This is a genomic window from Streptomyces spiralis, from assembly GCF_014654675.1.
GTDB lineage: Bacteria > Actinomycetota > Actinomycetes > Streptomycetales > Streptomycetaceae > Streptomyces > Streptomyces spiralis.
In genome coordinates this window covers 1-18,845 of sequence record NZ_BNBC01000011.1, presented here as the reverse complement: position 1 = coordinate 18,845, position 18,845 = coordinate 1, and the positions used below count along the sequence as shown (strand labels likewise).

Sequence of the window (18,845 nt, the reverse complement as noted above, 5' to 3'; positions counted from 1 at the left end):
TTCCTGGCCCGCCCTCGAGGCGTCTCCTCCTGCCGCCCAGGTGCACTAGGCTCTAGCCTAGAGGCTCTAGGCAGGAGGAGGCGGCGCCCGTGGGCCGAGCCGGTGTCAGTGTCGAGCGGCTGGTCGCGGCCGCCGCCGAGATGGCCGACGAGGTGGGGTTCGAGAACGTCACGCTGTCCGCGCTGGCGCGCGGTTTCGGGGTGAAGGACGCGAGCCTGTACTCGCACGTCAGGAACCTGAAGGAACTGCGCACCCGGCTCGCCCTGTTCGCCGGCGGGGAGATGATCGACCGGATCGCCGCCGCCGTGGCGGGCCGGGCCGGGAAGGACGCGCTGGCCGCGTTCGCCGGTGCCTACCGGGAGTACGCCCACCGCCACCCCGGCCGGTACGCGGCCACCCAGATCCGGATCGACCAGACCCTCGTCGCCGACTCCCCCGCCATGCGCCGCACCGCCGGCATCACCTACAGCATGCTGCGCGCCTACGGCCTGGACGAACCCGACCTCACCGACGCCGTCCGCCTGCTGCGCAGCACCTTCCACGGCTACTGCGCCCTGGAGGCCACCGGCGGCTTCGCCGCGCCGCGGGACGTGGACGCCTCGTGGGACAAGGCCGTCGACGCCCTGCACACGGCGCTCACCCACTGGCCGCGAGAGGAACGCTGACGACATGAGCGACCTGTACTACGACGTGTGCGGCACGGGGCCCGTGCTGCTCCTCTTTCCCGGCGGGGCCGGGCACCCCATGGGGTTGGAGCCGATGACGCGGCGCCTGGCCCGCCGGTTCACCGTCGTCACGTACGACCCGCTCGGCCTGGCCCACGGCCGGCTCGGGCTGCCCGTCGCCGATCAGCGGGCCGAGGAGTGGAGCGACGGGGCGCGACGGGTGCTCGACGCGGTGCTCCCCGAGGGCGAGTCGGCGTACGTCCTCGGCACCAGCTCCGGCAGTGTCGCCGCCCTGGACCTGCTGGCCCGGCACCCCGAGCGGCTGCGGCACGTCGTCGCCCACGAGCCTCCGTGCGTGGCGGTGCTGCCGGACGGGGCCCGGCAGCGGGAGCGCTTCCGGGAGGTGTACGACGCCTATCGCGCGGCGGGGCCGCAGGCCGCCGGAGCGCGGATGGCCGCCGTGCTGACGGAACGGACCGTTGAGGACGGCGCCCCCGAGGGCCGGCCCCTGACCCGTGAGGAGGAGCTGTCCTCGCCGATGGCCCTCTTCCTGGCCCATGTGCTGCGCCAGTTCACCTCGTACGTGCCGTCCGCGGTCCCTCCGGCCGCCCCTCTCACCCTCGCCGCCGGCGTCGGCTCCCGCGGTCAGCTCCTCCACCGGACGGCCGTCTTCCTCGCCGAGCGGTACGGCGCCGGCTTCGTCGAGTTCCCGGGCGGGCACATCGGGGCCGTCGAGCAGCCCGAGGCGTTCGCCGACCGGCTCGCCGACGTCCTCACCTCCCGGTGACAGCGGTCAGGACAGGTCACCGAGGGCGTCGGCGTAGTACGTGGATCCGGCGAGGTGGCGGGCGAGTTCGCGAAAGCTCCAGCCCTCGCCCGGCGAGTCGTCGAGCTGCTCGGCGGTGAGCGCCTCCAGGCGGTTCGCCCAGATCCGGGCCAGCCGGGTGAGGCGGCTGCGGGCCTCCTCGAGGTCCTCCTCGGTGAAGGGTGCCCGGTCGGCCTCGGTCGTGATGGCGGAGGCGTGCCAGTGGTCCGGGCGCGGCTCCTCACCGGCCAGCCGTGCCTCCAGCTCCGACAGGTGGTCGATCATGTGGTCGGCGACGCGGCGGATCGCCTTGTGCGGGGTGTAGACACGGTCGTCGACGGGGGCGGGTATGCCGTCCCAGGCCGTCCAGGTGGCGGCCAGGGCGAGCACATGGTCGACCATGGCGGTCACAGAAGCGGCGGGCGTGTCGTGGGCAGTCTCGCTCATGCGGTTCACGCTAGGGGCCGGTTGCTTCGGCGCCGGCCGAAGTGTCCGGGTGCACGCCTCGCGCACCGGCCCGCTCCTCCGAGCCGGAACTTCGGTGATGCATGTACCTGACGGAGCGCAGATCCCCCCGGTCGTACGGGGCCGTCTTCGGGCCGGCGGCCGCCCGCCCACACCGGGGACGGCGGGGCGAATACCGGCGGAAACTCTCGACTAGCGTCGTCGTATGAGCACGAACGGCGCCTCCTGCCCTCCCTTCAGCCTCACCGAAGCCCTCGCCGCCGGGACGGTGGTGCTCGACGGCGGGATGTCAAACCAGCTGGAGGCGGCCGGGCACGACCTGAGCGACGAGCTGTGGTCGGCCCGGCTGCTGGCCGAGCGGCCGGAGGCGATCACCGAGGCCCACCTCGCCTACTTCGAGGCGGGCGCGGACGTGGCGATCACCGCGAGTTACCAGGCGACGTTCGAGGGGTTCGCACGGCGCGGGATCGGCCGGGAGCGGGCCGCCGGGATCGTCGCGTCGAGCGTGGAGCTGGCCCGGGCCGCGGCGCGGCGGGCGCGCGAGAAGGGTGTCGCACGGCCGCTGTGGGTGGCCGCGTCGGCGGGGCCCTACGGCGCGATGCTCGCCGACGGCTCGGAGTACCGGGGCCGCTACGGGCTCACCGTGGCGGAGCTGGAGCGCTTCCACCGGCCCCGCCTGGAGGTGCTGGCCGCGGCCCGGCCCGACGTGCTGGCCCTGGAGACGGTCCCGGACACCGTCGAGGCGGAGGCCCTGCTGCGGGCCGTGCGCGGGCTCGGCGTACCGGCGTGGCTGTCGTACACGGTCGACGGTCCCCGCACCCGTGCCGGTCAGCCCCTGGAGGAGGCGTTCGCCCTGGCCGCCGACGCGGAGGAGGTGATCGCGGTGGGCGTGAACTGCTGCGCGCCCGAGGACGCGGACGCCGCCGTGACGACGGCCGCCCGGGTGACCGGCAAGCCGGTCGTCGTCTACCCCAACAGCGGCGAGACCTGGGACGCCGGCGCCCGCGCCTGGAACGGCCGCTCCACCTTCACACCCGACCGCGTCGCACACTGGCGCACCCACGGCGCCCGCCTCATCGGCGGCTGCTGCCGGGTGGGCCCGGCAACGATCACGGAGATCGCCCACGCGCTGACCCGGGCCTAGCCGCACCGGACGGGACACCCACCGGTCCGGCGGCCCGACCCGGCCGACACCCCGCGGGCACCGTCGGAGCGGGCGGCGAGCGGTGGCGCTGTCCGTGCCTCGCGGGTCACGTGCCGCGGAGGTCGCCCGGGCGGCGCAGGCGCCGTATGACCGCGCGCAGTTCCGCGGTGCGGGCGGGGGAGGTTTCCTCGGTGGGGCGGGGCGTGGGGTCGGCCGTCCACAGGGCGAGCTCCGCGTCGCGTGGGCCGTGCACGGTGTGCGGGGGGCCGTCGCCGAAGACGTGCACCGGGTGGGCCGGGTCCCAGGACTCCCAGCCGGGGTCGCCGTCGGTGGCGAAGCGCACCCAGGCCGCGTGCATGGTGTCGGCCAGCTCCTGTGGGGCGCCCTCGCCCGCCAGCCTGCGGGACTCCGGTACCTCCCCGGTGTCGAAGACGAAGCCGAGTTCCAGGGCGTGGCAGGCGCCCAGGTCGGGCAGGAGGGACGGCCAGGCGAACTCGTAGACGTACGCGGAGCCGGGGCGGGCGTCGGCCAGGCGGTGCAGCGGGCGGCGCAGCAGGTGGTCGGTGACCATCTGGCCGACGATCTCGGCGGCGCCCGCCCGGGGCCGCAGCGACCGGTAGCCGCGGACCACCTCGTGTCCGCAGTGGCAGCGGGCCATGGCACCGGCCAGCGCGACCGGGCCGAGCCGGTCCACGCGCTCCAGCAGGCCTCCGGGCACCAGCCACAGTAAGTACTCGTCGCGGGTCCAGCCCATGAGCAGGTCCGCGCCGCGTGCCGCCTCCCCGGCGATCAGCGCCTCCAGCGGGTCACGGGGCACGAGGTCGCCGTCGACGACGATGCCGAAGGCGGGTCCGCCGAGGACCGGGCTGCTCAGCCGGCCGACCTCGGCCTGGGTGCGCAGCAGCAGGTCGCGGTCGACGGCGGCGAAGGCCTCGGCGGTGGCGGGCACCTTCAGCCGGGTCGCCATGCGGCGCACCATCCGGCGCACCTTGTCCCGGTCGGGCGCCTCCGGAGGCCCGCTCTGCAGGACGGCGCGCCGGAACAGGCCCTGGGCCTGCGGCGCGGCGATCAGGGCGCCGACGCTGATGGCGCCGGCCGACTGGCCGCACAGGGTGACCCGGTCGGGGTCGCCGCCGAAGGCCTCGATCGCGTCGTGCACCCAGCGCAGCGCGGCGAGCTGGTCACGCAGGCCCGGGTTGGCGGGCGCGTCCGGGAACAGTCCGTAGCCCTCCACACCCAGTCGGTAGTTGACGGAGACCAGGACGACCCCGTCACGGGCGAAGGAGTGCCCGGCGTACACGGGCACGGCGGACGAGCCGCGGGTCAGCGCCCCGCCGTGCAGCCAGACCAGGACGGGCAACCGCGCGCCCGGGCCGGGCTCGGGGGTCCACACGTTCAGGTTCAGGCAGTCGTCGCCGGGCACGGACGGGTCGGACAGATACTGGGCGAAGGCCTCCGAGTACGGCGGCTTGGGCGCGGTCGGCCCGAAGGAGCCCGCGTCCCGCACCCCGTCCCACGGCTCGGGCGGCACCGGCGGCCGGAACCGGCGGGGCCCGAACGGGGGCGCCGCATACGGAATCCCCCGGAACACCGCCACTCCGTGCTCGTGTCTGCCGCGTACCGCGCCGTACGGCGTTCTGACCACGGGATCCGTCTGGTCCGCCGTCATCTGCCCACCAGCCCTTCGCCGCGCTCGTGCACCAGCACCGGTAACACCAGAGCACCACGACGGCGCCCCGTATTCCGGCGCAGAAGGCCGAGATGGGGCCGTTCGGCGTACACGACCGGGCACGGTCCGCGTCGATGACGGGCCGGTGAACGGCCGAGGGGCTGCCCCGCCCTTCACCGGCCCTCCCGTGCGCCGGCCGCGGCAGGTCGCCGCCTCAGCCGCCGTCCTCCTCGTCGGCGTGCGCCGCGCCCACGAGGGCCTGCATCAGGTCGACGGCGCTGCCGTCGTGGTCGCTGCCGGCGGTGCCGCTGCCGGTCTGGATGTTCGCGGTGCGGTCGACCTCGAGGATCGAGTCGGCGTGCGAGTTGTCGACGACGGTGATCAGGCTGCTGCCCCCGGTCTCGTCCCCCGCCGTGGCCGCGGGTGCCGTGGCGCCCAGCAGCGCCGCGGCGAGGACGGTAGCGGTACCCAGCCGGGGCGCCGGTCCGCGCCCGCTCACACGCTCACGCCCGCGCTCGCACCCGCACCCGCGCCCGCACCGGCACCGGCACCGGCACCGGCACCGGCAGCGGCACCGGCAGCGGCACCGGCGCTCACGCCCGCGCGCTCGGGTCGCCGGTGCGCCATGTTGCGCTCCAGCAGGCGCGTCGAGGCCTGTACGCCGATGCCGCGCGCCGTGTCCACCACGGGCAACCGGCCGTCGGCGCGCCTGAGTTCGGCGAGTGCGCTGTCCATCGCCTCGTGCGCGGCGAAGAGGCACGGGGTGCTGTAGATCGCGACGTCGACGCCGAGTTCGGACAGCTCGCCCAGGGACAGGCGCGGGGACTTGCCGCCGGCGATCTGGTTGAACAGCAGCGGCTTGTCGCCCACCGCCTCGCGCACCGTGCGGATCCACTCCACGCTGCGGATGCCGTCGACGAGGATCACGTCCGCGTCGGTGGCCGCGAGGGCCTTGGCCCGGCGCAGGATGTCGGCCTCGTCGGTGGCGTCCGTGCGGGCCACCACGACCAGGTCGTGCCGGGTGGCCAGCACCTTCTCCAGCTTGGCGAGATACTCGTCGAGCGGCAGCACCTGCTTGCCGTCGGCGTGCCCGCACCGGCGCGGCCGCTTCTGGTCCTCCAGGATCACGCCGGAGGCCCCGATCCGCTCCAGCCCCTCGACCACATGGCAGGCGACCTCGGGGTCGACGTAGCCGTCGTCGATGTCGACCAGCAGGTGGTGGGTGGGGAACGCGCCCCGCAGTCGCTGAACGAACGCCACCATGTCCGGCCAGGCGATGAAGCCGATGTCCGGCAGCCCGTAGTACGACGCGGCGAAGCCGAACCCGGAGACGAACATGCCGTCGTAGTGCCCGGCGGCGATCGACGCCGAGTACATGTCGTACACACCGATCAGGGGGGTGGTACCCGGCGCGGTGATCTGCTCACGCAGCTTCTTCCCGTACGTCAAGGCGTAACTCCTCGGGTGCGATGGGGGGTTGTCGGGCGTCACGGCAGCCCTTTGCCGAGACAAAAGCTTCCCGTGGTCAGCGGCGGAGATCGTCATGGGCAGCTCTTTACTCACTCCAACGGCGCAACGGCTTCACCGGAGAAACGTCACTGAAGCGCCGCCGGAACGTCGCTGGTGGACGCGTCGCGGGCACGGTCCGATTCGTTCAAGACCCGCGGCCGGGGCCATGCCTACCGTGCCCGCATGACGACTCCGAAGACTTCAACGGCCCCGAAGACTTCGACGACCCCATCGGCTCCGCGATTCGCCGTGATCGGCCTGGTCGCCTCCGACCTGGCCGCCTCCCTCGCCTTCTACCGCCGCCTCGGACTCGTCTTCCCCGAGGGCGCCGAGGAACAGCCGCACGTCGAGGCCGTGTTGCCCGGCGGCCTGACCCTCGCGCTGGACACCGAGGAGACCGTCCGCTCCTTCCACCCCGGGTGGCAGCCCCCGGCAGGGGGCGGCAGGGTCGCGCTCGCCTTCCGGTGCGCCTCGCCCGCCGAGGTGGACGCCGTGTACGAGGAGTTGGTCGGCGCCGGGTACCACGGGGAGCTCAAGCCGTGGGACGCGTTCTGGGGGATGCGGTACGCGGTCGTGCACGACCCGGACGGCAACGGCGTGGACCTGTTCGCCGCGCTACCCGAGGGCGAGTAGGTCGCGCAGCGGCATGCCGGTCAGCTCCCGCACGTTCCGGGCGAGATGGGCCTGGTCGGCGAAGCCGGCCCGGACCGCGGTCTCGGCGAACGGCACCCCTGCCCGCGCCAGTGCCAGGGCGCGCTGCAGGCGCAGGACGCGGGCCAGCGTCTTGGGGCCGTAACCGAAGGCGGCCAGCGAGCGGCGGTGCAACAGGCGCTCGCCCAGACCGAGTTCGTCGGCGGTGGCGGCGACCGGGCGGCCGGCGTCCAGGGCCGCGACGAGGTGCCGCAGCAGCGGGTCGGGCGGCCCCGTCGCGGCCGCCAGCTCCAGGGCCACCTCCTCGAGCGCGGCGGCCGGGTCCGGCGCCGCCTCCAGGCGTGCGCTCAGCCGCCGGACCCGTGCGGCGGGCCACAGCTCGGCCAGTTCGACGCGCCGGTCGCGCAGCTCGTGGGCGGGCACGCCGAGGTAGCCGGGAGCCGTGCCGGGGAAGAACCGCAGCCCGGCCCAGCGCGCGGGCGGCCCCGCGGGGACGTACGCACGTGTGTCCGGCCCGGCGACCAGCAGCCGCCCCTCGCTCCACAGCAGGTCCATGCACCCGTCGGGCAGCACGGGCCGATCCCCGGCACCGGCCTCGGCACCGGCTCCGGTACCGCCCTCGGGACCGGCTCCGCTACCGGCCTCGGACCTCGCCGGGCCCTTCGTCCACACCACCGCGCCGGTCAGCCGGGAGGGCCGCTCCGCGTACCCGCCCCCGACCGCCCCCGCGGACGTCTCGACAGCCACGTAAGCCACGTACCCGAGGCTAGCGACCCCGCGGTCACTTCTCCCACTTCTGGGAGGAGGAGCCGTTCTGGCTCTCCTTGTGGGGGCTGCGGGGCTGGGTGGCCCTGGCGTGGGCGCGCAGGCGGGCGGTGACGTCCTCGGGGGGCAGGAAGCGGGACCAGCGCTCGGGGAACTCGGAGGGCATGTCGGGGTCGTCGCCGCCGTCGGGGTCGGCCTCGCGGGCGGCGGCGGCACGGGCGACGTACTCGGCGATCTGCGCCTCGCGCACCCGCTCGTTGGCGGCGCGGGCCGCGGCCGTCGCGGCGGCCGGCCAGACCCGGTCGATGGCGGCGTTGACCGCGGCCCCGACGAGCACGGCGAACGCGGACACACCGATCCACAGCAGCACGGCGACCGGCGCGGCCAGTGAGCCGTAGATGGTGGGCCCCTCGACGGTGCTGGTGAGGTAGATGCGCAGCAGGAAGCTGCACACCACCCACATGGCCAGGGCGACCAGGGCCCCGGGCACGTCCTCGATCCACGGCGAGCGCACCGGCACGGACACGTGGTACAGCGTGGTCAGGAAGGCGACGGACAGCACGATGACGACCGGCCAGTACAGGACCTGCACCACGGTCGTCGACCAGGGCACGACGCGCACCACCGCGTCCGGTCCCGCGACCATCAGCGGCAGTGCGATCGAGCCGATCAGCAGCGCCACGACGAACAGCAGGAACGCCATCAGCCGGGTCCTGACGATGCCGCGCACCCCGTCCAGCCCGTACATCACGGTGATGGTGTCGATGAAGACGTTCACCGCGCGGGAGCCCGACCACAGCGCGAACACGAACCCGATGGAGATCACATCGGGTCTGCCGCCCTTCATCACGTCCCGCAGGATCGGCTGGGTGATCTCCTTCACGCCCTGGTCGGACAGGACCGTGCGGGAGGCGTCCAGGATGTTGCGCTCCAGGCTGGCGATGGTGTGGGCGCCGGTCCAGCTGTCGACGTAGAAGAGCAGGCCGATGAGGCTGAGCAGCAGCGGCGGCACGGACAGCAGGGAGAAGAACGCGGCCTCGGCGGCGAGCCCGAGGATCCGGTACTCCATGCACGAGTTGACGGTGTCCTTGAGCAGCAGCCAGGCGGTCCTGCGTTTGGAGACGTTCCGGTAGAGGGCACGGGCCCTGTGGAGGCGGCCGGACGGCCTGTCGGGAGTATCACTGGCTTGCTGCACGCCCTAAAGGTATCCCCGTCCAGCCGCGTCGCTCTCGCCGGTGACCATGTGGTGACCGGCGGCGTACCGCGAGGTAGGTTCCGTTCCATGGCAGCCAGCACTCACACCGTGACGAACCAGGCACCGCCGCTGGTCGGCTACGACGTCTTCACCGCCGACCGGGCCCTGGCCAAGGCGGTCGAGCGGCACGTCGATCCCGGTCTGCTCGACGAGGTGCGCGGCGAGCTGTCGGCGCTCGGGCGCTCCGCCGGCTCGGCCCAGCTGCAGGAGTGGGGCGCCCAGGCGAACGAGAACCCGCCGCGCCTGCGCACCCACGACCGCTACGGCCACCGCGTCGACGAGGTCGACTTCCACCCGGCCTGGCACCGGCTGCTCGGCAAGGGGGTCGCGGCGGGCCTGACGGCCGCCTGGGGCCGTCCCGCGGGACATGTGCGGCGGGCGGCCGGGTTCCTGGTGTGGTCGCAGGTGGAGGCGGGCAACGGCTGCCCGCTGTCGATGACGCACGCGGCGGTGCCCGCGCTGCGCACCGACCCGGAGCTGGCCGCCGAGTGGGAGCCACGGCTGACGTCCATGGTCTACGACCGTGAGCTGCGGCCCGCGCACCTGAAGGCCGGGGCGCTGTTCGGGATGGGCATGACCGAGAAGCAGGGCGGCAGCGACGTACGGGCCAACACCACCTCGGCGCGGCCGCTCGCCGAGGCCGGGGCGTACGAGCTGACCGGGCACAAGTGGTTCTGCTCGGCGCCCATGTCGGACGCCTTCCTGGTGCTCGCGCAGGCCCCGGGCGGGCTCACCTGCTTCCTGGTGCCGAGGATCCTGGAGGACGGCAGCCGCAACGTGTTCCTCGTCCAGCGGCTCAAGGACAAGATGGGCAACCGGTCGAACGCCTCCGCCGAGGTCGAGTTCGCCGGGACCTGGGCGCGCCGCGTCGGCGAGGAGGGGCGCGGGGTGCGCACCATCATCGGGATGGTGGCGGCGACCCGGCTGGACTGCGTGCTCGGTTCGGCGGGGCTGATGCGGCAGGCCGTGGCGCAGGCGGTGCACCACTGCACCTACCGCGAGGCCTTCGGCGGGCGGCTCGTCGACAAGCCGCTGATGCGCAACGTCCTGGCCGACCTCGCGCTGGAGTCGGAGGCGGCGACCACGCTGGCGCTGCGGCTGGCGGCGGCCTACGACGACGACGGCGAGCAGGAGCGGGCGCTGCTCAGGATCGCGGTGCCGGCCGCCAAGTACTGGGTGACCAAGCGGTGCGCGCCGCTCGCCGTGGAGGCCGCCGAGTGCCTGGGCGGCAACGGCTACGTGGAGGACTCCGGCATGCCGCGCCTGGTGCGGGAGTCGCCGCTGAACTCGATCTGGGAGGGCGCCGGCAACGTCCAGGCGCTGGACGTGCTGCGGGCGCTGCGACGGGAGCCGCAGGCGTTCGACGCGTATCTGCGGGAGGTGGGCCGGGCACGCGGCGCCGACCACCGCCTCGATGCGGCGATCAAGAACCTGCTCACGGAACTCGCGGACCTGGAGGGCATCGAGGCCCGCGCCCGGCGCCTGGTCGAGCGGCTGGCGCTGGTGCTCCAGGGGTCGCTGCTGGTGCGGTACGCGCCCCCGGAGGTCGCGGACGCGTTCTGTGCCGCGCGGCTGGGCGGCGACGGCGGCGCCGCCTTCGGCACGCTGCCGCACACGCTGCCCCTCGCGGCGCTGGTGGAGCGGGCGCGCCCGGTGTCCTGACGGGGTCGCCGAAAACATCCGGCCTCTGTGAACGCCTGGCATCCGGCGCCCGGCATAGGCCAGGTGTCCGAATACCCGGCGTTCGTCCCGGCATCCGGCGCCCGCCGTGGAGCGGTTTCCGGACACCACGCGGGGGTGGTGCTGCGCCGACACGGCACCACCCCCGCCGCAGCCCCGTTGCAGGCCACGGACGCCGCACACGGCGGCGCTGAACAAGTTTCAACCATCGTGCGCATGTTCACCAGGGTTGCAAGGGGTTGCAACTCGCCCGTCCGGTATGGCCGGAGCGTATCCCTCCGGGGCCGGTGGACGGCAGTATGAACCGCACAGTCGGGAAAGCCGCCGACACATGGCCGGAACATCCCGGGGAGACCGGTTGCCGGTGGCCCCTTGTGGCGGGAGGACCCAGTGGCGAAGGCGCCGTTGGACGTGGACGTGACGCAGATCGCCGCCGTCGACGCGGCGCGGGCGGCCCGGCTGCTCAGCGAGGTGCGCTCGGCGGCACTCGCGGGGCAGCGTACGCAGGTGGCCCCGCGTCCGGTGATCGGACAGTCCTGGGAGCGCGTGCTGCGCACCGGCATCGATCCCGACCACGGCCTGAACTCCCGGCTGCTGCCCCGCGAAGAGGTGGAGCGGCGGCGCGAGGCGTCCCCGCTGCGGCATGTGCTGCCGGTGCTGCGCGAGGGGCTGCTGTCCGTCGCGGACGTCGCCCAGCACATCATGGTCGTCGCCGACGCGGACGGCCGGGTGCTGTGGCGCGAGGGCCATCCGTCGGTGCTGCGCAAGGCCGACGGGCTCGGGTTCGAACTCGGCGCCGACTGGCGGGAGGACGTGGTCGGCACCAACGGCGTCGGCACCCCGGCGGTGGTGCGCCGGCCCGTGCAGGTCTTCGCCTCCGAGCACTTCGTCCGCTCGCACACCACCTGGACCTGCACCGGCGCCCCCGTCACCGACCCCCGGGACGGCCGGCTGCTCGGCGTGGTGGACGTCAGCGGGCCGCTGGAGACCATGCATCCGGCGACACTGGCCTGGGTGGACTCGGTGGCCAAGCTGGCCGAGGCGAGGCTGCGGGAGCTGCATCTGAGCGCGCTGGAGCGGCTGCGCGCGGTGGCCGCGCCGGTGCTGGCCCGGCTGGACGGTCGAGCGGCGGTGGTCGACCGGGACGGCTGGACGGCGGCGGTGGCCGGAATGCCGTACACCCCGCGGATCCCGCTGCCCAAGTCGGTCTCGCCGGGCCGCCGGTGGCTGCCGGCGGTCGGCCTGTGCTCCCTGGAGCCGCTGGCAGGTGGCTGGTTGGTGCGGGCCGACGAGGAGGTGGCCGTGCACGGCGACGCCCGGATCGTGCTGGACCTCACGCGCGCCCGGCGCTGGTCGGTGACCGTCTCGGCGGGCGCGGGCTCCTGGTCGCACGAACTGAGTCCGCGCCACGCCGAACTGCTCTACCTGCTGGCCATGCACCCGGCCGGGCGCAGCGCGGCGGACCTGGCCGAGGCGGTGTTCGGCGATCCGGCCCGCACGGTGACCGTCCGGGCCGAGATGTCCCGGGTACGGCGGTATCTGGGCGCCTTCCTCGAACACCGGCCGTACCGCTTCCGCGAGGGCGCCGAGGTCCGACTGCTCCTCCCGGACGACCCCCGCGACCTGCTACCCCACTCGACGGCCCCAGCGGTACGCCGAACAGGCGTGACCCCCTCCATGCCCTGAACCGCCCCGACCCCGGGCGACCTGACACCGGACACCGCGCCGCGGGCCGGCGTGCCGCGAGTGGCCGTTGCACGAGTCGCCGTCACGCGAGACCGCGAGGCGCGAGCGGCCGTACGAGACCGCGAGACGCGATTCGCCCTGCCGTAAGTCCGCATGCCGCGAGTCGCCGTGGCACGAACCCGCGAGACGCGAGCCGCCCTGGCGCGGACCCGCATGCCACGAGCCCCCCCCCCACACAAGTCCACGAGGCGCTAGGCGCTCTGCCGCGACCCGCCCTGCCGCGAGTCCACGAGACGCGAGTCGCCGTGACGTGAGCGCACGTGACGCGAGACGCCCTGCCGCGAGCGCCGTGCGGGTGCGAGTCCGTGGGTCCGAGTAGTCCCGGCGTGGCATCTTCCGCATATTTGCGGGGTCTTCGTCCTGCGGCGGGCCGCACTGCCGTAGCATCGCCTGCGGGCCGCCGCATCCGCTCCTCGGCCAACGCTCGGAATGCCCCGCGCAGTTGGACCGCCTCGGCCGGAGGGCGTCCCGAGGTGGACCGAGCCCTGCAAAGGGGGGTTGGATGAAGCAACGCGGCAGACACCGCCGCCGCAGGCGGGGCAGGGCGTTGCGCGCGGTGCTGGCCGGGGCCGGACTCGCACTGACCGCCGCCGCCACCCTGATCAGCGCCTCCCAGGCCACGGTCGCCGAGGACCCCGGCGCCCTGAAGCCGCTCACCTCGCCCACCGAGCTGGGCCGGCTGCGGCTCACGGAGCAACTGGTGCCGGAGCGGTCCCTGGACCGGCTCGAGGCGGCGATGGGCCGGCCGGCCGGAGTCGACGCCGTGCTGGCCGGCGCCGACCACGCGCTGCGCACCGAGGACGCCTGCACGGCCGGGGAGAAGAAGGCGCTGCCCGTCGAACCTGCGGCCACGCGCGCCTACTGCTGGGACACCGCCGACGCCGCCACACACCGCTGGCGGCCGGAGTCGGTGACCACGTCCGGGGACGCCGAGGCCTACGGCAGGTGGGGCGCGCACCGTGTGATCCTCTCCGGCTGGACCCGCGAGGGCGGCGGCGCCTTGGACCGCGACCTGGCCCGGGTGGCGTTCGTGAACGCCGACGACCCCGACCGCCTCACCTACACCTGGGCCCTGCTGGCCGTGCCCGTCGACGGCGGACGCGACTACCGGGGCCTCGCCTCGCATGTGTCGGGGATGGTCTGGTACCAGGACAAGCTGCTGGTCACCACCTCCGGCAGCGAACCCGACGCGCTGTACGTCTACGACCTGCGCCGCATCCAGCGCGCCACCGTCACCACCGATGCGATCGGCCGGGTGCCCGGCGGCTGGTCGGCGTACGGCTACCGGTGGGTGCTGCCCGCTGTCGCCTCCTACCGTCCGGCACAGGGGCAGTGCGGCGACGCGACCGGCACGGCCCGCGCAGCCGCCACGACGGCCGGCTCCGGACTCCCCTGCCCCGACGGCCTCTCCCTCGACCGCACCTCCACCCCGGCCGGTCTCGTCGCGAGCGAGACGACGGCCAGGGGCAGTGGCGGGCACACGCGTCTGTGGCGGTACTCCTTCAGCACGGACCCCGCCCGCTCCGGGCTCCTGGCCGCCGACTCCACCGGGACCGTGACCGCCGACGAGGCCTACGAGACCAGGACGGACGGCGTAGGAGGGGTGCTGTCGCACCGCACGGGTCCGACCGGCCCCGCCCGCTGGTACCTGAGCCGGGTGGCCGGGTCGTCCGGCGGTCACGGCACGCTGTGGCGGCAGGACCTGCACGGCGCCGAGGCGACGCGCTGCGGATCGTCCGACGACACGCACCGCTGCTGGGGCGACGGCACCGGCTCCCTGTCCTACTGGGAGGCGACCGGCGAGCTGTGGTCGCTGTCCGGACGGACCCTGTTCGCGCTGCCGCTGTCCTCGGTCGAGCGGGAGCTGCGCTAGGACGGCCCGGGCGGAGGCAGGGCCGGGACGGGACGGGCGGGAACGATCCCGATCGACACGAGCCCGGCCCGGATGATTCCCTGACCGGCATGACGCACATCGCCGTGACCACCTGGTCCCTGGAGCAGACCGCTCCCACCGACCTCCTCCCGGCCTCCACCCCCGAGGGGGATGTCCGGATCGTCCGTTCCGAGGTACCGTCGCCCGAGTTCAGCCGGTTCCTGTACGCCTCGGTCGGCGGCGACATCCGCTGGACGGACCGGCTCGGCTGGAGCCACGCCCGGTGGCGGGAGCACCTGGAGCGTCCCGGTGTCGAGACCTGGGTGGCGTACGACCGGGGCACACCGGCGGGTTACGTCGAGCTGGAGGCACAGGACGACGGGGTGGTGGAGATCGTCTACTTCGGGCTGATCCCGGCCTTCCGCGGCCGCCGGATCGGCGGGCACCTGCTGTCGTACGGCACCGCCCGCGCCTGGGACCTCGCGGACCGCTGGCCGGGGCTGGCCCCGACCAAGCGCGTATGGCTGCACACATGCAGCAAGGACGGCGAGCACGCGATGGACAATTACCAGCGCCGCGGCTTCAAGCTCTTCGACACCAAGGTCGAGGAGGAAGCGGAGGTGGCGAATCCGGGCCCCTGGCCGGGCGCCTACGCCGACTGACCCCGGCCTGACCCGGGCGGTCCCAGCCGCCTTCCGGGTATGTGATCAACGACACCCTTGTCTCTCATCGCGAGACAAGGGTGTCCGCATATTGGATAAAGCTGGACTGTGTCCAGATCGTCGTGCCACGCTGCGGTCATGTCTGGAACTGGAATCGCCTTGGTGAGTCGACGGCACGTCGACCTCGGCCGCATGTCCAGCGCCATCTGTCCGGCGAGCTGACCCGCCAGCGACGCCGCAGTTCCCCGTTTTTCCCTCGCCTGCCGCGCAGTGACGCGCGCACATTCCCCTTTGCGCCTGGGCGCGCAGGTCAGAGCCGCTTTCCGCCTGTCCCGAAGGACGTAACAACCATGGCCGCCACCCCGCCGAACCCTGCTGCCGCGACCTCCCGCCGCAAGGTGAGCCGTCACCGCGGTGAGGGTCAGTGGGCCGTGGGGCACTTCACCCCGCTCAACGGCAACGAACAGGTCAAGAAGGACGACGACGGTCTCAATGTGCGGACACGCATTGAGACGATCTACTCCAAGCGCGGCTTCGACTCCATCGACCCCAGTGACCTGCGCGGTCGTATGCGCTGGTGGGGTCTGTACACCCAGCGCAAGCCCGGGATCGACGGCGGCAAGACCGCGGTCCTGGAGCCGGAGGAGCTGGATGACCGCTACTTCATGATGCGGGTGCGCATCGACGGCGGCCGGCTGACCACCGAACAGCTGCGCGTCATCGGTGAGATCTCCCAGGAGTTCGCCCGCGGCACCGCCGACATCACCGACCGGCAGAACGTCCAGTACCACTGGATCCGGATCGAGGACGTGCCCGAGATCTGGAACCGGCTGGAGGCGGTCGGCCTGTCCACCGTCACGGCCTGCGGCGACACCCCGCGTGTGATGATCGGCTCCCCGGTGGCGGGCATCGCCGAGGACGAGATCATCGACGGCACCCCGGCGCTGGAGGAGATGAAGCGCCGGGTGCTCGGCAACAAGGCGTACTCGAACCTTCCCCGGAAGTTCAAGACAGCCATCTCCGGCTCGCCGCTGCTGGACGTGGTGCACGAGATCAACGACGTGGCGTTCGTCGGTGTGCGCCACCCCGAGCACGGGCCGGGCTTCGACCTGTGGGTCGGCGGCGGGCTGTCCACCAACCCCAAGCTGGGCGTGCGTCTGGGCGCCTGGGTGCCGATCGAGGACGTCCCGGACGTCTACGAGGGCGTGCTGTCGATCTTCCGCGACTACGGCTACCGCCGGCTGCGCAACCGGGCCCGGCTGAAGTTCCTGGTCGCCGACTGGGGCGCAGAGAAGTTCCGCCAGGTACTGGAGGACGAGTACCTGAAGCGCAAGCTGGTCGACGGTCCCGCTCCCGAACAGCCCGTGCAGCAGTGGCGCGACCACGTCGGCGTGCACCGGCAGCAGGACGGCCGCTACTACGTCGGCTTCGCCCCTCGGGTCGGCCGCGTGGACGGCACCACCCTGACGAAGATCGCCGAGCTGGCGGAGGCGCACGGCTCCGGGCGGGTCCGTACCACCGTCGAGCAGAAGATGATCATCCTCGACGTCGAGGAGGGCCAGGTCGACTCGCTGGTCGACGGTCTGGAGGCGCTGGACCTCACCGCACGGCCGTCCTCCTTCCGGCGCGGCACGATGGCCTGCACCGGCATCGAGTTCTGCAAGCTCGCCATCGTGGAGACCAAGGCGCGCGGCTCCCAGCTCATCGACGAGCTGGAGCGCCGTCTGCCGGACTTCGCCGAGCCCATCACCATCAACCTCAACGGCTGCCCCAACGCCTGCGCCCGTATCCAGGTGGCGGACATCGGTCTCAAGGGCCAGCTGGTCCTGAACGACCAGGGCGAGCAGGTCGAGGGCTACCAGGTCCACCTGGGCGGCGCGCTGGGCCTGGAGCCTTCCTTCGGCCGCAAGGTCCGCGGCCTGAAGGTGACCTCCACGGAGCTGCCCGACTACATCGAGCGCGTCCTCAAGCGCTACCAGGCCGAGCGTCAGGACGGCGAACGCTTCGCCACCTGGGTGGCCCGAGCTTCCGAGGAGGCGCTGTCGTGAGCTCGGCGAGTGAGCCGAAGGGGCGCGCCTCCGTCGAGAGGGAGAGCGCGCGGACGCCGCGCAGCGGTCGAGCACGGTCGACCGTCGACGGAGGCTGGAGCGCCCCGGAGGCGAACCGGGCCACAGAGAAAAGGGCGGCGCTGTCGTGAGCGAGCGGGCCGCGCCCTTCTACTGCCCCTACTGCGGCGAGGAGGACCTGCGCCCCGGGGAGCAGGGCCACGGCGCCTGGGAGTGCGCCGCGTGCAACCGGGCCTTCCAGCTGAAGTTCCTCGGGCTGCTGGCCCGGGGCCTTCGACAGGCGGCTGACAACGGAGGGGAAGAGTCGATATGACGACGACTCAGAAAGAGCGCACGGCAGAGGAGTTGAAGGCACTGGCCGAGCAGGCCGGGCGCGATCTGGAGGACGCCTCCGCGCTGGAGATCCTCCGGTGGGCGGCCGAGACGTTCGGCAGCCGGTTCTGTGTGACCTCCTCCATGGAGGACGCGGTGGTGGCCCACCTCGCCTCCCGTGCGATGCCCGGCGTGGACGTGGTGTTCCTCGACACCGGCTACCACTTCCCGGAGACCATCGGCACCCGCGACGCCGTCGAGGCCGTGATGGATGTGAACGTCATCACCCTCACCCCGCGGCAGACGGTCGCCGAGCAGGACGCCGAGTACGGCCCCAGGCTCCACGACCGCGACCCGGACCTGTGCTGCAGGCTGCGCAAGGTGCTGCCGCTGGAAGAGGGGCTCAGGGACTACGACGCCTGGGCGACCGGCCTGCGCCGCGACGAGTCCCCGACCCGGGCGAACACCCCCGTGGTCGGCTGGGACGACAAGCGCCGGAAGGTGAAGATCTCCCCCATCGCACGGTGGTCGCAGGAGGACGTGGAGGCGTACGTCGCCGAGCACGGCGTCCTCACCAACCCGCTGCTGATGGACGGCTATCCCTCCATCGGCTGTGCCCCGTGCACCCGGCGGGTCCTCGAGGGCGAGGACGCACGCGCCGGACGCTGGGCGGGTCGTGCCAAGACCGAGTGCGGGCTGCACGGATGACCACGACACACATTCAGGAGAACCACGTGACGACCGGAGCCACCGTATGGCTCACGGGTCTGCCGAGTGCCGGCAAGACCACCATCGCGCACGAGCTGGCAGGGCGGCTGCGCGAGGAGGGCCACCTCGTCGAGGTGCTCGACGGCGACGAGATCCGCGAGTTCATCTCGGCGGGCCTCGGCTTCAGCCGCGAGGACCGGCACACCAACGTGCAGCGCATCGGCTTCGTCGCCGAACTCCTCGCCCGCAACGGCGTCAAGGTGCTCGTCCCGGTCATCGCGCCGTACGCGGACAGCCGCGACGCGGTGCGCAAGCGGCACGAGTCGAACGGCACGACATACCTGGAGGTGCACGTCGCGACCCCGGTCGAGGTGTGCTCCGTACGCGATGTGAAAGGCCTGTACGCCAAGCAGGCCGCGGGCGAGCTGACCGGGCTCACGGGCGTCGACGACCCGTACGAGGAGCCCGAGACGCCCGATCTGCGGATCGAGTCGCAGCACCAGACCGTGCAGGAGTCGGCGGCGTCCGTTCACGCGCTGCTCAGCGAAAGGGGACTGGCATGACGACCACCGTCGCCGAGGTCGAGGAGGGCACGGGCAGCCCGTACGCCCTCTCCCACCTGGACGCGCTGGAGTCGGAGGCGGTGCACATCTTCCGGGAGGTGGCGGGCGAGTTCGAGAACCCCGTGATCCTGTTCTCCGGGGGCAAGGACTCCATCCTCATGCTGCACCTGGCGCTGAAGGCGTTCGCACCGGCGCCGGTGCCGTTCGCTCTGCTGCACGTGGACACCGGGCACAACTTCCCCGAGGTCCTGGAGTACCGGGACCGGACCGTGGCCAAGCACGGCCTGCGGCTGCACGTGGCCTCCGT

The 18,845-nt window shown here is 73.2% G+C and carries 20 protein-coding genes; 14 read left to right on the top strand and 6 right to left on the bottom strand.

Annotated features, from left to right (window positions below):
• Positions 1-89: 89 nt before the first annotated feature.
• Complete coding sequence (locus tag IE318_RS13815) at positions 90-665, top strand: TetR/AcrR family transcriptional regulator (RefSeq protein WP_189900149.1); 576 nt, start codon at positions 90-92, stop codon at positions 663-665.
• 4 nt (positions 666-669) lie between these two features.
• A complete protein-coding gene (locus IE318_RS13810) occupies positions 670-1,452 on the top strand; it encodes an alpha/beta fold hydrolase (RefSeq protein ID WP_189900148.1) in 783 nt (260 codons plus the stop codon).
• Between the two features lie 6 nt (positions 1,453-1,458).
• Here IE318_RS13810 and IE318_RS13805 read toward each other — a convergent pair whose 3' ends face one another.
• On the bottom strand, positions 1,459-1,917 hold the full coding sequence (locus tag IE318_RS13805) for a hypothetical protein (protein ID WP_189900145.1): 459 nt from the start codon (positions 1,915-1,917) through the stop codon (positions 1,459-1,461).
• A gap of 223 nt (positions 1,918-2,140) precedes the next feature.
• On the opposite strand from IE318_RS13805, the gene mmuM reads away from it, so the two are divergent.
• Positions 2,141-3,079, top strand: coding sequence for a homocysteine S-methyltransferase (mmuM, locus tag IE318_RS13800; RefSeq protein WP_189900143.1), 939 nt, complete (start codon positions 2,141-2,143; stop codon positions 3,077-3,079).
• 106 nt (positions 3,080-3,185) lie between these two features.
• On the opposite strand, the gene IE318_RS13795 is transcribed toward mmuM, so the two are convergent.
• The 3 genes from IE318_RS13795 to IE318_RS13785 all read right to left on the bottom strand — a co-directional run bounded on the left by IE318_RS13795 (position 3,186) and on the right by IE318_RS13785 (position 6,197).
• Positions 3,186-4,748, bottom strand: coding sequence for a carboxylesterase/lipase family protein (locus tag IE318_RS13795; RefSeq protein ID WP_189900141.1), 1,563 nt, complete (start codon positions 4,746-4,748; stop codon positions 3,186-3,188).
• A gap of 214 nt (positions 4,749-4,962) precedes the next feature.
• Positions 4,963-5,247: a hypothetical protein gene (locus tag IE318_RS13790; protein ID WP_189900139.1), complete on the bottom strand. Its 285-nt coding sequence runs from the start codon at positions 5,245-5,247 to the stop codon at positions 4,963-4,965.
• Positions 5,244-6,197: an isocitrate lyase/PEP mutase family protein gene (locus IE318_RS13785; protein WP_189900137.1), complete on the bottom strand. Its 954-nt coding sequence runs from the start codon at positions 6,195-6,197 to the stop codon at positions 5,244-5,246. The genes IE318_RS13790 and IE318_RS13785 overlap by 4 nt, the downstream gene beginning before the upstream one ends.
• Before the next feature lie 243 nt (positions 6,198-6,440).
• On the opposite strand from IE318_RS13785, the gene IE318_RS13780 reads away from it, so the two are divergent.
• The gene (locus IE318_RS13780) at positions 6,441-6,890 is read left to right on the top strand and encodes a VOC family protein (protein ID WP_189900135.1); all 450 of its coding nucleotides are present in this window, start codon (positions 6,441-6,443) and stop codon (positions 6,888-6,890) included.
• Here the strand turns inward: IE318_RS13780 and IE318_RS13775 are convergent.
• The gene (locus tag IE318_RS13775) at positions 6,873-7,664 is read right to left on the bottom strand and encodes a helix-turn-helix transcriptional regulator (RefSeq protein ID WP_189900133.1); all 792 of its coding nucleotides are present in this window, start codon (positions 7,662-7,664) and stop codon (positions 6,873-6,875) included. The two genes, IE318_RS13780 and IE318_RS13775, sit on opposite strands and share 18 nt — an antisense overlap.
• Before the next feature lie 25 nt (positions 7,665-7,689).
• Positions 7,690-8,868 (bottom strand): YihY/virulence factor BrkB family protein, encoded by a 1,179-nt coding sequence (locus IE318_RS13770; RefSeq protein ID WP_189900132.1) that lies wholly within the window; start codon positions 8,866-8,868, stop codon positions 7,690-7,692.
• Between the two features lie 87 nt (positions 8,869-8,955).
• Between IE318_RS13770 and IE318_RS13765 the strand changes: the two genes are divergently transcribed.
• The 10 genes from IE318_RS13765 to IE318_RS13725 form a co-directional block, all read left to right on the top strand.
• Positions 8,956-10,590 carry an acyl-CoA dehydrogenase family protein gene (locus IE318_RS13765; protein WP_189900130.1) on the top strand — a complete coding sequence of 545 codons (1,635 nt, stop codon included), beginning with the start codon at positions 8,956-8,958 and terminating at the stop codon, positions 10,588-10,590.
• 429 nt (positions 10,591-11,019) lie between these two features.
• Entirely contained in the window at positions 11,020-12,294 is a 1,275-nt protein-coding gene (locus tag IE318_RS13760; protein ID WP_189900418.1) for a helix-turn-helix domain-containing protein, read from the top strand.
• Positions 12,295-12,856: 562 nt separating this feature from the next.
• Positions 12,857-14,227 (top strand): hypothetical protein, encoded by a 1,371-nt coding sequence (locus IE318_RS13755; protein WP_189900128.1) that lies wholly within the window; start codon positions 12,857-12,859, stop codon positions 14,225-14,227.
• Between the two features lie 89 nt (positions 14,228-14,316).
• Positions 14,317-14,889, top strand: a complete 573-nt coding sequence (locus IE318_RS13750) for a GNAT family N-acetyltransferase (protein ID WP_189900126.1) — start codon at positions 14,317-14,319, stop codon at positions 14,887-14,889.
• A gap of 138 nt (positions 14,890-15,027) precedes the next feature.
• A complete protein-coding gene (locus tag IE318_RS46515; RefSeq protein ID WP_309486338.1) occupies positions 15,028-15,111 on the top strand; it encodes a putative leader peptide in 84 nt (27 codons plus the stop codon).
• 128 nt (positions 15,112-15,239) lie between these two features.
• Positions 15,240-16,937: a nitrite/sulfite reductase gene (locus IE318_RS13745; protein WP_189900124.1), complete on the top strand. Its 1,698-nt coding sequence runs from the start codon at positions 15,240-15,242 to the stop codon at positions 16,935-16,937.
• Between the two features lie 145 nt (positions 16,938-17,082).
• A complete protein-coding gene (locus IE318_RS13740; RefSeq protein WP_030180629.1) occupies positions 17,083-17,268 on the top strand; it encodes a hypothetical protein in 186 nt (61 codons plus the stop codon).
• On the top strand, positions 17,265-17,975 hold the full coding sequence (locus IE318_RS13735; protein ID WP_189900122.1) for a phosphoadenylyl-sulfate reductase: 711 nt from the start codon (positions 17,265-17,267) through the stop codon (positions 17,973-17,975). The genes IE318_RS13740 and IE318_RS13735 overlap by 4 nt, the downstream gene beginning before the upstream one ends.
• Before the next feature lie 26 nt (positions 17,976-18,001).
• Complete coding sequence (cysC, locus tag IE318_RS13730) at positions 18,002-18,538, top strand: adenylyl-sulfate kinase (protein ID WP_037869643.1); 537 nt, start codon at positions 18,002-18,004, stop codon at positions 18,536-18,538.
• On the top strand, positions 18,535-18,845 hold a 311-nt coding region (locus tag IE318_RS13725), incomplete at its 3' end, for a phosphoadenosine phosphosulfate reductase domain-containing protein (RefSeq protein ID WP_189900118.1). The genes cysC and IE318_RS13725, both read left to right, overlap by 4 nt.

What these genes read in the sequence shown, in the direction of transcription:
- IE318_RS13810 (WP_189900148.1), top strand. Translation starts at nt 670, where the DNA reads ATGAGCGACCTGTACTACGACGTGTGCGGCACGGGGCCCGTGCTGCTC.
- IE318_RS13765 (WP_189900130.1), top strand. Translation starts at nt 8,956, where the DNA reads ATGGCAGCCAGCACTCACACCGTGACGAACCAGGCACCGCCGCTGGTC.
- IE318_RS13750 (WP_189900126.1), top strand. Translation starts at nt 14,317, where the DNA reads ATGACGCACATCGCCGTGACCACCTGGTCCCTGGAGCAGACCGCTCCC.
- IE318_RS13780 (WP_189900135.1), top strand. Translation starts at nt 6,441, where the DNA reads ATGACGACTCCGAAGACTTCAACGGCCCCGAAGACTTCGACGACCCCA.
- IE318_RS13755 (WP_189900128.1), top strand. Translation starts at nt 12,857, where the DNA reads ATGAAGCAACGCGGCAGACACCGCCGCCGCAGGCGGGGCAGGGCGTTG.
- IE318_RS13745 (WP_189900124.1), top strand. Translation starts at nt 15,240, where the DNA reads ATGGCCGCCACCCCGCCGAACCCTGCTGCCGCGACCTCCCGCCGCAAG.
- mmuM (WP_189900143.1), top strand. Translation starts at nt 2,141, where the DNA reads ATGAGCACGAACGGCGCCTCCTGCCCTCCCTTCAGCCTCACCGAAGCC.
- IE318_RS13795 (WP_189900141.1), bottom strand. Translation starts at nt 4,748, where the DNA reads ATGACGGCGGACCAGACGGATCCCGTGGTCAGAACGCCGTACGGCGCG.
- IE318_RS13805 (WP_189900145.1), bottom strand. Translation starts at nt 1,917, where the DNA reads ATGAGCGAGACTGCCCACGACACGCCCGCCGCTTCTGTGACCGCCATG.
- IE318_RS13735 (WP_189900122.1), top strand. Translation starts at nt 17,265, where the DNA reads ATGACGACGACTCAGAAAGAGCGCACGGCAGAGGAGTTGAAGGCACTG.
- IE318_RS46515 (WP_309486338.1), top strand. Translation starts at nt 15,028, where the DNA reads ATGTCTGGAACTGGAATCGCCTTGGTGAGTCGACGGCACGTCGACCTC.